Origin of the sequence: Trujillonella humicola (genome assembly GCF_046233715.1) — a bacterium.
GTDB classification, from domain to species: domain Bacteria; phylum Actinomycetota; class Actinomycetes; order Mycobacteriales; family Geodermatophilaceae; genus Trujillonella; species Trujillonella humicola.
In genome coordinates this window covers 1-11626 of record NZ_JBJNRJ010000043.1, presented here as the reverse complement: position 1 = coordinate 11626, position 11626 = coordinate 1, and the positions used below count along the sequence as shown (strand labels likewise).

Here is an 11626-nt window from a genome sequence, read left to right as displayed (position 1 = left end):
CCTCCTCGCCGGCGCTCGTCGCCCCCGCGCCCCGGGGTGCTCCGTTCCGGGATGAGCTCGCGAGCTCGCTCATCTCCCCCCCTCCTGGACGGTGTTGAGGATGGTGACGCCCTCGAACAGGGCCGACGGGCAGCCGTGGCTGACCGGCGCGACCTGTCCCGGCTGGGCCTTGCCGCAGTTGAGCGCCCCGCCGAGCACGTAGGTCCGCTCGCCGCCGACCGCGCGCATCGAGCCCCAGAAGTCCGTCGTCGTGGCCTGGTAGGCGACGTCGCGCAGCTGCCCGGCCAGCCGCCCGCCCTCGATCCGGTAGAAGCGCTGCCCGGTGAACTGGAAGTTGTAGCGCTGCATGTCGATCGACCAGCTCTTGTCGCCCACCACGTAGATGCCGCGGTCCACGCCGGCGATCAGCTCCTCGGTGGACGGGCCGCCGGCGGCCGGCCGCAGCGACACGTTCGCCATCCGCTGCACGGGGACGTGCCTCGGCGAGTCGGCGAAGGCGCACCCGTTGGACCGCTCCATGCCGCGCAGGCGAGCCATGTTCCGGTCGACCTGGTACCCGACGAGGACGCCGTCCCGGACGATGTCCCACTGCTGGGACCGCACGCCCTCGTCGTCCCACCCGACCGAGGCCAGCCCGTGGACGGCGGTGCGGTCGCCGGTGACGTGCATCAGCGGCGACCCGTACTGCAGGGTGCCCAGCTTGTCGACGGTGGCGAACGAGGTACCGGCGTAGGCGGCCTCGTAGCCCAGCGCGCGGTCGAGCTCGGTGGCGTGGCCGACCGACTCGTGGATGGTGAGCCACAGGTTCGAGGGGTCGACGACGAGGTCGTAGCGGCCGGCCTCGACGCTGGGCGCCTTGGTCTTCTCCCGCAGCAGCTCGGGGATCTCGGCCAGCTCGCGGTCCCAGTCCCAGCCGGTACCGGTGAGGTACTCCCAGCCGCGGCCCACCGGCGGGGCGAGCGTCCGCATGCTCTCGAAGGCGCCGGTGGCCCGGTCCACCGTGAGCGCGGTGAACGCGGGGTGGATGCGCACCCGCTGCTGGCGGGTCCGGGTGCCGGCGGTGTCGGCGTAGTACTTCTGCTCCTTGACCGCGGTGCACCCCGACTGCACGTGCTCGACGCCGTCGGCGGCCATCAGCCGCTCGGACAGCTCGGTCAGCAGCGCCGTCTTCTCCGCGTCCGGCACCGTGAAGGGGTCGACGTCGTGCTCGGAGACCCAGACGCCGTCCGGGTACACCGGCTCGGAGGCCAGCTCCACCCGGTCGGTGGCCAGCGCCGCGGAGACGCGTGCGACCGCCACCGCCTCCTCGGCCAGGCGGACCGCCTCGGCGGCGGTGAGGACGACGCCGGCGGCGAAGCCCCACGTGCCCTCGTGCACCACGCGGACGGCCAGGCCGAGGTCCTCGCCGTCGGCCAGGCTCTCCAGGCGGGCGTCGCGCAGGCTGATCGACTGGGTGCGGATGCGCTCCACGCGGAGGTCGGCGTGCTCGCAGCCCAGGTCACGCGCGCGGGTCAGCGCGGCCTCGGTGAGGGCGGACAGCGGGAGGGCGAGGAAGGACGCGTCGACGTCGCGTTGTCCGGCCACGGCCCCTGTCTACCAGCCGCCACCCCTCGCGAGATCTGCACAGTCGTCGGCATCAGGGCCTGATGGCGACGAGTGTGCAGATCTCGTCGGGGATGCCACCGGCGGCGAGCTCGGCGGGGGTCAGCCGGCCCGCAGTGCGCGGCGGATGCGGGCCGCGGTGCGGCGGGCGTCGCGGTCCACGCCGTCGACGAGCGAGGAGTTGACCCGCGTCTGCCAGGGCAGGCCCATCCAGTGCAGGCCGGGTACCGGCGAGGCACCGCGGGAGTGCACCGGGGTGCCGGCGGCGTCGGTGGCCCCGGGGATCTGCACCCAGGCGGTGTCGGGGAGGAACCCGGTGCACCACAGCACGGCGGCGACCTCGAGCGACGTGCCGTCGGCCAGGCCGGTGCGGGTTCCCGACGCGGAGGTCAGCCGGTGCGGCAGCAGTCGCAGGGCGCCCGCCTCGAGTGCGTGCTGCAGCTCCCGGCCGACGACGACGTCCCCCCGCCGGCGCAGGTACCGCGACAGCGGCGTGCGGCTGCCGGCGTTCAGCACGCCGGAGAGCAGGAGCCACCGGTGCAGGCTGATCCCGAGGGTCGTCTGCGACCGGTACCAGGGCTCGCGCGGCGCGGCGACGGTCACCTCGCGCCCGGACCGGGCCAGCTCGACCGCCAGCTGGGCGGCGGAGTTGCCCCCGCCGACCACGAGCACCGGGCCGGGCGGGACGTCGGCCGGGCGCCGGTAGCCCGCCGAGTGCAGCTGGAGCACCGCCGGGTCCAGGCCGGCCGCCTGCGCGGGCACCCGCGGACGGCGGAACGGCCCGTTGGCGACCACCACCTGCCGGGCCCGCACCGGCCCGGCCGGCGTCGCGGCCACGAGCAGGCCTCCCTCCCGGGTCAGCCGCTCGACCGGCGTCCCGGTGCGCACCGGCACGTCGAGGGCGCCGGCGTAGTCGTGCAGGTAGGCGGCCATCTCCAGCCGGGAGGGGAAGCGGTGCGCGCCGCGCGGGAAGCGCAGGCCCGGCAGGCGGCTGAACCGCCGGTCGGTGAACAGCCGCAGGCTGTCCCACCGCCGCAGCCAGCTGCTCCCCACCTCGGCGGCGTCCAGCACGAGGACGTCGCGGACGCCGGCCCGCGCCAGCGCGTGCGCCGTGCCCAGGCCCGCCTGCCCGGCGCCGACGACGAGCACGTCCACGGGGTCATCGGGCAGGTCCATCGCGCGCCATCCTGCCGCCGGCACCCCTACGGTGCGACGGGTGAGCGCGAGGACCGCATCCCCCGACACCGTGGACCTGCTCGTCGTCGGCGGGGGCACCGCCGGCCTCGTGGGCGCGCACACGGCCGCCGCGCTGGGCGCCCGGGTGCTCCTCGTGGAACGGGAGCGCACCGGCGGGGACTGCCTCTGGACCGGCTGCGTGCCCTCCAAGGCGCTGCTCGCCGCCGCCTCGGCCGCGGCGCAGGCCCGCGACGCGGCCCGGCTCGGGGTCGAGACCGGGTCGGTGACCGTGGACTTCGCCCGGGTGCGCGCCCACGTGCAGGGCGCGATCGCCGCGATCGAGCCCGCCGACTCCCCGGACGCCCTGCGCGCGGCCGGCGTGCAGGTGGCGGCCGCCGAGGCGGTGCTGACCGGCCCCGACACCGCCGACGTCGGCGGCCGGCGGGTCCGGTTCCGCTCCGCGCTGCTCGCGGTGGGCTCCGCGCCGGCGGTCCCCCCGGTCCCCGGGCTCGCCGAGGCAGGGCCGCTGACCAGCGAGACCGTGTGGGACGTCGAGGAGCTGCCCCGCCGGCTCGTCGTCCTGGGCGGCGGGCCGATCGGCTGCGAGCTCGGCCAGGCCTTCGCCCGCCTGGGCTCGCAGGTGACCGTCGTCGACGGCGCCGACCGCCTGCTGGGCAAGGAGGACCCGGCCGCGGCGGAGGTGGTCGCCGACGCGCTGCGCCGCGACGGCGTCACCCTGCACCTGGGGTCGCAGGCCGCCCGGGTCACCGGCACCCCGGACGGCGGCACCGTGCACCTGGACGACGGCACCGCCCTCCCCTACGACCGGCTGCTGGTGGCGGTGGGCCGGCGGCCGCGCACGGCGGGCCTGGGCTGCGACACCGCCGGTGTCGGCCTGGACGACGACGGCACCCTGACCGTGGACGGCGCGCTGCGCACCACGAACCCCCGCATCTGGGCCGCCGGCGACGTCACCGGGCACCCGCAGTTCACCCACACCGCCGGCGTGCACGGCAGCCTGGCCGCGGCCAACGCCGTCCTCGGGCTGCGGCGGCGGGTCGACGACGTCGTCCCCCGGGTCACCTACACCTCACCGGAGGTCGCCGCGGTCGGCATCGCCCCGCACGAGGCCGGCCCCGGGCTCACCGTGCGGCGCACCCCGCACGCCGAGGTGGACCGCGCGGTGGCCGAGGGCGAGACGGCGGGCTCGACCACGCTGGTCCTCGACCGGCGCGGGCGGGTGGTCGGCGCCACGGTGGTGGGCCCGCGCGCCGGGGAGACGCTCGGCGAGCTGACCCTCGCCGTCCGGCGCGGCCTCACCACCCGGGACCTGGCGGGGACCCAGCACCCGTACCCGACGTACAACGACGGCGTCGTCGACACCGCGGTGGACGACGTCCGCGCGCGGCTCGCCCGGCCCGTCGCACGGACCCTGGCGGGCGCGGCCGTCCGGGTGCGGGGATGGTGGCTGGACCGGGCCGCGACCGCCGGGCCCGGCGGTCAGCGCAGCGCGCGGTAGCCCACGACCACCCGGTGGGCCGCGGTCAGGCCCACGACGCCGGCCCACACCCAGGCCACCTGCCACGCCACGGCCGGCAGCAGCAGCCAGAGCGCGTGGACGGCGATGGTCTCCGTGCCCTCCGCCAGGCCGCCGAGGAACGACAGGGACCGGCCGTCGTCGATCCGGCGGCCGGCCCGCTCGGCGATCGAGGAGAACGCCAGGAACGCCGTCCCGTTGACGTAGTAGGCGAGCAGCACCGCCAGGAAGGGCAGCCAGGGCGCGTCGTGGGCGGTCGTGACGCCGACGGCCACGCCCACCACCCCGCTGCCGTAGACGAGGAAGTCGGCGGTGATGTCGAGGAACCCCCCGCTGCCCGCGTCGGCGAGCCGTCCGGCCGCCCGGCGGCGGCGGGCCAGCGGGCCGTCGAGCCCGTCGGCGGCGCGGGACAGCAGCCACAGCACCAGGGCGAGGGTCCACAGCCGCCCGGCCGCGGCGGCCGCGCTGGCCAGGCCCAGCACCAGGCCGGCGACGGTGAGCCGGTCCGGGGTCAGCCACGGGCGGTCCAGCGCCTGCGCCACGCGGGCCAGGGGGGCGTCCAGCAGCGCCCGGGCCGCGGAGTCGAGCACGCGCGACCTCCTCGGTGACCGGAGCCGGCCGGCCCCCCGGGCGGCGCGCCCCCCGGTGGAGCACGATCCTGCCTGCTGACCGACCGGGAACGCATCCGCTCGGGAACGCCGATCCGAACGCCGGTCGAGCCCCACGCCGAGTCCGCCCACCTGGAGGTCCGCCGAGTGTCCGCACCCCGTCCCCGCCGCCGGCGGTCCGCCGCTGCGCCCGCCGTCCTCGCCGTCGCCGCCCTGGCCGTGACGACCGCCTGCTCGGCGCCGGCGGCCGAGGCCCCCACCGCCGAGGACCGGCCGTGGGACGAGGTGCTGGCCGAGGCCGACGGGCAGACCGTCCGGATGTGGATGTACGGAGGCGACGACCAGGGCAACGCCTACGTCGACGACGTCCTCGCGCCCGCGGCCGCCGAGCTGGGGGTGACGCTCGAGCGGGTCCCGGTGGCCGACACCGGCGACGCGGTCAACCGGATCCTCAGCGAGCGGCGGGCCGGCGTGACCGACGGCGAGGTGGACCTCGTGTGGGTCAACGGGGACAACTTCGCCACCGGCCGGCAGGCCGGGGCGTGGCTGTGCGACTGGACCGACGCGCTGCCCGGCATGGCCTACACCGACCCCGACGACCCGCTGCTGACCACCGACTTCGGCGTGCCGGTCGACGGGTGCGAGGCGCCCTGGCACAAGGCACAGTTCACCCTCGTGTACGACTCCGCGCGGGTCCCCGAGCCCCCGACGACGCTCGACGGGCTGCTGGAGTGGGTCGAGCAGAACCCCGGCCGCTTCACCTACCCGGCGCCCCCGGACTTCACCGGCTCGGTGTTCGTCCGGCAGGTGCTCTCCACCGTCTCCGGCGGGTCGGACGAGGTGCCGCTGGAGTTCTCGCAGGAGGCCTACGACGAGCTGGCCCCCGCGCTGTTCGATCGGCTCGGGGAGCTCGCCCCGGCGCTGTGGCGCGGCGGGGACACCTACCCGCAGACCCTCCAGGAGCTCGACCAGCTCTACGCCGACGGCCAGGTCGACGTCACCATGACCTACGGGCCGGCCACGCTCACCCAGCTGGTGCAGGACGGCACGTTCCCCGCGACGACGCGGGTGCTGATCCTCGACGAGGGCACCATCGGCAACGCCAGCTTCCTGGCGATCCCGTCGACGTCGGGCAGCCAGGAGGGGGCGATGGTCGTGGCCGACCTGGCGCTGTCCCCCGGGCAGCAGGCGGCCAAGGCCGACCCGGCCACCTGGGGGCAGTTCACCGTGCTCGACCTCGACCGGCTGGAGCCCGAGGACCGGGCGGCCTTCGACCGGCTGCCGGCATCGCCGATCGTGCCGTCCTACGAGGAGCTGTCGGCCGGCGCCGACCCGGAGCTCGGGCCGGAGTGGGTGACCGCGCTGGACGAGGGGTGGCGCCGCGCCGTCCTCGCCCCGTGACCGGACGGCCGTCGCGATCGTCCCGCGGGCTGCTGCTCGTGCTGCCGGCCCTCGTGCCGGTGGTCGCGGTCGTCGGCGCGGGCCTGACGTCGGCCGCCCTGCTGGCGCTGGGGCTCATGCCCCTGGTGGGGGAGCCCCGGCTGACGCTGGACGCCTGGCGCTCGGCGGACCTGGGCACGTCGGTGTGGTTGTCGCTCGCGATCGCCGCGGCCGCCACCGCCGTCGCCGCCGTCGTGGGCCTGGCGATCGCGCTGGCCGCGACCGCGGCCGTGCGGCGCAGCCGGCTGCTGGGCGCGCTCGCCGCGCTCACCCTCCCGATCCCGCACCTGGTGGGTGCGGCCGCGATGGGCCTGCTGCTGGCCGACGCCGGGTTCCTGTCCCGGCTCCTCGGTGTCGCGCCGGAGGACTGGCCGGCGCTGGTCGGCGGCCGGTGGTGGATCGCGGTGGTGGCCGAGTACGCCTGGAAGGAGTCGGCGTTCGTCGCGCTCGTCGTCGGCGGGGTGCTGGCCACCCGCACCCGCTCCTACGGCGAGACCGCGGCGCTGCTCGGGGCCGGCCGCTGGGCGCGGTTCCGCTTCGTGACCCTGCCCCTGGCCGCTCCGGCGCTGGGCGCCGCGTCGGCGGTCGCCTTCGTCTACGCCCTCGGCTCCTACGAGGTGGCGGCGCTGCTGGGCCGGCCCTACCCCGAGCCGCTGCCGGTCATGGCCGTGCGGCTGTCCACCTCGATCGACCTGGCCGCCCGCCCCCAGGCCGCGGCGGTCGCGGTGACCACCGCCGCGCTGGCCCTGGCCGCGATCGCGCTGTCGCTGCGCTGGCTGCGGCGGCTGGCGGCCGACGCGTGAGCGGCACCCGGGCCGCGACGCGCCCCCTCCGGGGGGCGGGCCGGGGACTCGGCCGGGGGCTGCTGGGGCTGTGGCTGGTCCTGCCGCTGGTGCCGCTGCTGCTGTGGTCGGTCGCCGACCGGTGGGCGGCGCCCGCGGTGCTGCCGCAGGAGTGGGGGGCCTCCGGCCTGCGCGCGGCGCTGGACGCCGGGGCGCCCGGCGCGCTGCTGCGATCGACGCTGCTGGGGCTGGCCGTGGCCGTGCTGGCCACCCCGCTGGGTGCCCTGGCCGGGCGGGCCCTGGCCGACCGGGAGGTCCCGCTGCGCGGTGCGGTGCTGGCGGTGCTCCTCACCCCGCTGGTGCTGCCGCCGTTCGCCGTCGCGCTCGGCCTGGACGTGCTGCTGCTGCGGCTGCGGATCCCGCCCGAGGCCGGCGTCGTCGCGGTGCTCACGGTCGCGGCGCTGCCCTACACGGTGATCGTGATGCGGTCGGCCTACGCCGCCCTCGACCGCGGGTTCGAGGACGAGGCGCGCACGCTCGGCGCCACCGCCTGGCAGACCGTCCGGGCGGTGCAGCTGCCGCTGGTGGCTCCCGCGCTGGCCGGCGCGGCGTTCCTGGCCTTCCTGGTCGGCTGGAGCGACTACGTGGTCACCCTCCTGGTGGGTGGCGCCCGGCTGGTCACCCTGCCGCTGCTGCTCGCCTCGTCGGCGGCGGCCACGGGCAACGACGCCCAGGTCGCCGTCCTGGCGCTGTCCTCGGCGCTGCCGCCGCTCGCGCTGCTCGCCGTCGTCGGGGCGCTCGGGCGCCGCGGCCGCCGGGGGACGGCGTGAGCGGCGCGCTGGAGCTGCGGGACCTCACCCGCGTCCACGGCACGGGGCAGCCGCCGGCGCTCGACGGGCTGGACCTGCAGGTACCCGCCGGGTCGTGCGTGGCGCTGCTGGGCCCCTCGGGGTCGGGCAAGAGCACCGCGCTGCGGCTGACCGCCGGCCTCGACGCCCCGACCCGGGGCACCGTTCGGCTCGACGGCGCCGACCTCGCCGGCGTCCCGCCGGAGCGGCGCGGGATGGCCATGGTGTTCCAGCGCCCGCTGCTGTTCCCGCACCTGTCGGTGCGCGACAACGTGGCCTTCGCCGACCGGGTGCGGGGCGTCCCGCGGCGGCGGGCACGGGCCCGGGCCGAGCACTTCCTCGGGCTGGTCGCGCTGGCCGGGTTCGGCGACCGCCCGGCGCGGGCGCTGTCCGGGGGGCAGGAGCAGCGGGTGGCGCTGGCCCGGGCGCTGGCCGCCGAGCCGCGCGTCCTGCTCCTCGACGAGGCCTTCAGCGCCCTCGACGCCGCGCTGCGGGAGGAGATGCACGAGCTGCTGGCCGACCTGCGGATGCGCCTGGACCCCACCGTGCTGCTGGTCACCCACGACCAGGCCGAGGCGGCCGCGCTCGCCGACACCGTCGCCGTCCTGGACGCCGGCCGGCTGCTCCAGCACGGCCCGGTGCGCGAGCTGTACACCCGGCCGCGCTCGCTCGCCGTGGCCCGGCTGCTGGGCGGGCGCACGGAGGTGGACGGAACGGTCCGGTCCGGCCGGCACCGCTCCGCGCTCGGCGAGCTGGGGCTGCCCGGACCGGTCCCCGAGGGCCCCGGGGTACTGGTGATCCGCCCCGAGGCGGTGGTCGTGACCCGCGACGGGGACCCCTTCGCCGACGTCGGTGGCGTCGTCGTCCGGGTGCGTCCCCGCGGGCTTCGGGCGCTGCTCGTGGTGGAGGTCCCGGGGAACCGCGGGACCGCCGTGGTGCAGGCCGAGAGCGGCCCGGGCGAGCACTGGGTGGCCGGGCAGCGGGTCGGTCTCCGCCTGCCGGTGGACGCGCGCGCGGTGGTGCCCCCCGGTCCGGGCGGCGCCACGCGCGAGCGGGAGCCCTCAGCCGACCACGGTGAGCGGTAGCAGGCGGCGCAGCTGCGCGTTCTCCCCGGGATCGAGCACCGAGTGCTGGGCGCAGGCCGGCACCAGCTCCCCGGTCTCGGGGTGGGCCATCGAGTAGGTGCAGGCCGCCAGCCGCTCCTGGGTCGCCCGCAGCTGGGGGTCCTCGGCCCGGACGCCCTGCCGCATGAGCTCCCAGGCCGGGCCCACCTGGGCGGCGTCCATGAAGCTGTGCACCTCGAACGTCATCAGCCCGAGCGTCCCGGCCCGCCCGGCCCGCACCAGCCGGCGCAGGCCGCCCGCCCGGCGGACCAGCCGGCGCGCCCAGCCGACCGCGACGGGCAGGTCCCCGGGGTGCCGGCCCAGGACCCGCAGCAGCTTGCCGACCAGGAGCAGCGGCGGGGTCCCGCTGAAGGCGATCCCGCCGTGGTGGGCGAAGAACCGGTCGCGGGCGGCGAGGTCGGCGGGCTCGGCCGGGTCCAGGAACGACGTCCAGCGGCCGTCGGCCAGGAAGCCGAAGGCGATCCGGTTGCACCGCGGGTCGCCGAACTCGACGGGGGTGTGCGGCACGGCGTGCCCCAGCGCCTCCTCCAGCCGCGCCCACACGGCGTCGGCGTCGACGTCGACGTAGGACTCCGTCCACCGCCGGTCGTCCCCGACGTGCGCGGCGGGCTGGAAGGACATCATCGAGAAGCCCATCGGCAGGACGGCGCGCACCGTCTCGGCGACCTGCCCGAGGTTGGCCGGGGTGACCGTCATGTTGTGCGCGAGGTAGTACCGCAGCCCGGTCTCGGCGCGCAGGTCCCGGAACATCTGCACGAACCGCCGCCGGAAGGGGTGCAGCTCGGCCTCGGTGCGGGGGCGCACCGCGCCGCGCCGCCCGCGCATCAGCGAGTCGAAGTGGCCGGCGAAGCTCACCCGGTCCAGGCGCAGCCGGCCGTCGGACCCGGTGACCAGCGCGCGCAGGTAGCCCGGGTCGAAGTCGCCGTGGGTCATGGACATGGGGGAGCGGCCGTGCCGGCGCATGGTCAGCAGGGCCTCGGCGTGGTCGTCGGGGTCGAGCAGGCTCACCTCGCCCCCGATCAGCTGGGCGTGCGCGTACGGGCCGCGCCGCTCCCGCAGGAAGGCCATCTGGGCGTCGACCTCGCGGACGGTGTGCGCGCCGTCGACGCGCACCTTGTTGGCGTCGGCCGAGTGGTAGCAGGGCGTGCAGGTCAGGTTGCACCTCGGGAAGACGCCGTGGGTGCCCTCGCAGCCCACCGCGTGCCGGCCGAGGGTCTGGGCCGGCGTGCGGACGTGCTCGGGCAGCGCCGCCCACCGCTCGGCCAGGACGCGCGCCGTCTCCGGGTGCACCGGTCGCGTGCGGGCGGCCAGGGACCGCCAGGTCGTGCGGGCACGGGCGAGCATGGTCATCGGGGTCGTCCTCCACTGCATGACGGGTCTTCGTGCACCGCGGCCCGGTCGGATCCCCGCCGACGGTAGGTCCCCCGGGCTCCGGCCGCCGCCGGTGCCGCCACGTCGAGCCGCCACGTCGAGCCGCCACCCGAGCCGCCACCCGAGCCGCCACCCGAGCCGCCGACGTGCACGCGGCACCGCCGGGGGGTAAGCCCGGCGCCATGACCGCCGACCCGTCCGTCCCCACCGCCGACGTCACGCTGACCTTCGGCGGCAACGCGACCACGCTGCTGCGGATCGGCGGGTTCACCCTGCTCACCGACCCGAACTTCCTGCGCCGGGGGCAGCGGGCCTACCTCGGCAAGGGGCTGTGGGCCAAGCGGCTGACCGACCCGGCCCTCGAGCCGACGCAACTCCCGGCGCTGGACGCCGTCCTCCTCTCCCACCTGCACGCCGACCACTGGGACCGGATCGCCACCCGGACCCTGGACAAGAGCACCCCCGTGGTGACCACGCAGCAGGCGGCGCAGGCGCTGGAGCGGCGCGGCTTCCGGCAGACGCTGGACCTGACGCCCTGGCAGCGGCACGAGATCACCCGCGGGGCCGAGACGCTGCGGATCACCTCCGTGCCCGGCGAGCACGGGCCCGGCCTGCTGGCGAAGGTGCTGCCCCCGGTGATGGGCAGCGTCCTGGAGCTGGTCCGCGAGGGCACGGTCGGCTGGCGCGGCTACATCAGCGGCGACACGCTGTTCCGCCCCTACCTGGCCGAGGTCCTGCAGCGCTGCGGCCCGCTCGACGTCCTGATCCCGCACCTCGGCGGCACCAGGGCGCTGGGCTTCACCGTCACCATGGACGGCCGCCAGGGCGCCGACCTGGTCGAGCTGCTCCGGCCACCGGTCACCGTGCCGGTGCACTTCGACGACTACGACCGGTTCGCCAGCCCGCTGGGCGACTTCGTGCGGGAGGTGGCCGAGCGGCGGGTGCCCGGCGAGCTGCGCCCCGTCACCCGCGGCGAGACGATCAGCCTCCGCCCGTAGCCCCCGCGCGTAGCCCCCCGCACGGGTGGGCACCGCGCAGCGCCGCGGCAGTGCCCCGGTGCGGTCGCGGGGGGGGGGGGGCCGCGCCGGGCCCGCCCCCCCCGCGCGGCCCACCCGCCCGCCCCGCCCCCCCCCCCCCC

10 protein-coding genes are annotated in these 11626 nt (G+C 77.3%); 6 read left to right on the top strand and 4 right to left on the bottom strand.

The genetic code is table 11. The annotated features are described in order from the left end of the window. Nucleotides 1-69: 69 nt before the first annotated feature. Nucleotides 70-1584, bottom strand: a complete 1515-nt coding sequence (locus tag ACK586_RS18455; RefSeq protein ID WP_409331959.1) for a TldD/PmbA family protein — start codon at nt 1582-1584, stop codon at nt 70-72. A 120-nt stretch (nt 1585-1704) separates the two neighbouring features. Continuing rightward, the gene (locus tag ACK586_RS18450; protein ID WP_409331958.1) at nt 1705-2778 is read right to left on the bottom strand and encodes a flavin-containing monooxygenase; all 1074 of its coding nucleotides are present in this window, start codon (nt 2776-2778) and stop codon (nt 1705-1707) included. Between the two features lie 40 nt (nt 2779-2818). Between ACK586_RS18450 and ACK586_RS18445 the strand changes: the two genes are divergently transcribed. Beyond that, the gene (locus ACK586_RS18445) at nt 2819-4297 is read left to right on the top strand and encodes a dihydrolipoyl dehydrogenase family protein (RefSeq protein WP_409331957.1); all 1479 of its coding nucleotides are present in this window, start codon (nt 2819-2821) and stop codon (nt 4295-4297) included. Here ACK586_RS18445 and ACK586_RS18440 read toward each other — a convergent pair. Continuing rightward, nucleotides 4279-4905 carry a CDP-alcohol phosphatidyltransferase family protein gene (locus tag ACK586_RS18440; protein ID WP_409331956.1) on the bottom strand — a complete coding sequence of 209 codons (627 nt, stop codon included), beginning with the start codon at nt 4903-4905 and terminating at the stop codon, nt 4279-4281. The genes ACK586_RS18445 and ACK586_RS18440 overlap by 19 nt on opposite strands. 165 nt (nt 4906-5070) lie before the next feature. Between ACK586_RS18440 and ACK586_RS18435 the strand changes: the two genes are divergently transcribed. Genes ACK586_RS18435 through ACK586_RS18420 form a run of 4 tightly spaced genes read left to right on the top strand, consistent with a single transcriptional unit; the run spans nt 5071 to nt 9078 of the window. Next, nucleotides 5071-6324, top strand: a complete 1254-nt coding sequence (locus ACK586_RS18435; protein ID WP_409331955.1) for an ABC transporter substrate-binding protein — start codon at nt 5071-5073, stop codon at nt 6322-6324. Beyond that, nucleotides 6321-7166, top strand: coding sequence for an ABC transporter permease subunit (locus ACK586_RS18430; RefSeq protein ID WP_409331954.1), 846 nt, complete (start codon nt 6321-6323; stop codon nt 7164-7166). The genes ACK586_RS18435 and ACK586_RS18430 overlap by 4 nt, the downstream gene beginning before the upstream one ends. Beyond that, nucleotides 7163-7975 carry an ABC transporter permease gene (locus tag ACK586_RS18425; RefSeq protein WP_409331953.1) on the top strand — a complete coding sequence of 271 codons (813 nt, stop codon included), beginning with the start codon at nt 7163-7165 and terminating at the stop codon, nt 7973-7975. The genes ACK586_RS18430 and ACK586_RS18425 overlap by 4 nt, the downstream gene beginning before the upstream one ends. Continuing rightward, nucleotides 7972-9078, top strand: coding sequence for an ABC transporter ATP-binding protein (locus tag ACK586_RS18420; RefSeq protein ID WP_409331952.1), 1107 nt, complete (start codon nt 7972-7974; stop codon nt 9076-9078). Before ACK586_RS18425 ends, ACK586_RS18420 begins: the two co-directional genes overlap by 4 nt. On the opposite strand, the gene ACK586_RS18415 is transcribed toward ACK586_RS18420, so the two are convergent. Further along, nucleotides 9055-10467 carry a radical SAM domain-containing protein gene (locus tag ACK586_RS18415; protein ID WP_409331951.1) on the bottom strand — a complete coding sequence of 471 codons (1413 nt, stop codon included), beginning with the start codon at nt 10465-10467 and terminating at the stop codon, nt 9055-9057. The genes ACK586_RS18420 and ACK586_RS18415 overlap by 24 nt on opposite strands. A gap of 203 nt (nt 10468-10670) precedes the next feature. On the opposite strand from ACK586_RS18415, the gene ACK586_RS18410 reads away from it, so the two are divergent. After that, complete coding sequence (locus ACK586_RS18410) at nt 10671-11486, top strand: MBL fold metallo-hydrolase (RefSeq protein WP_409331950.1); 816 nt, start codon at nt 10671-10673, stop codon at nt 11484-11486. The last annotated feature ends 140 nt before the right edge of the window (nt 11487-11626 follow it).

Excerpts from the sequence above, each read along its gene's own strand:
- ACK586_RS18450 (WP_409331958.1), bottom strand. The coding sequence starts at position 2,778 with ATGGACCTGCCCGATGACCCCGTGGACGTGCTCGTCGTCGGCGCCGGG.
- ACK586_RS18415 (WP_409331951.1), bottom strand. The coding sequence starts at position 10,467 with ATGACCATGCTCGCCCGTGCCCGCACGACCTGGCGGTCCCTGGCCGCC.
- ACK586_RS18410 (WP_409331950.1), top strand. The coding sequence starts at position 10,671 with ATGACCGCCGACCCGTCCGTCCCCACCGCCGACGTCACGCTGACCTTC.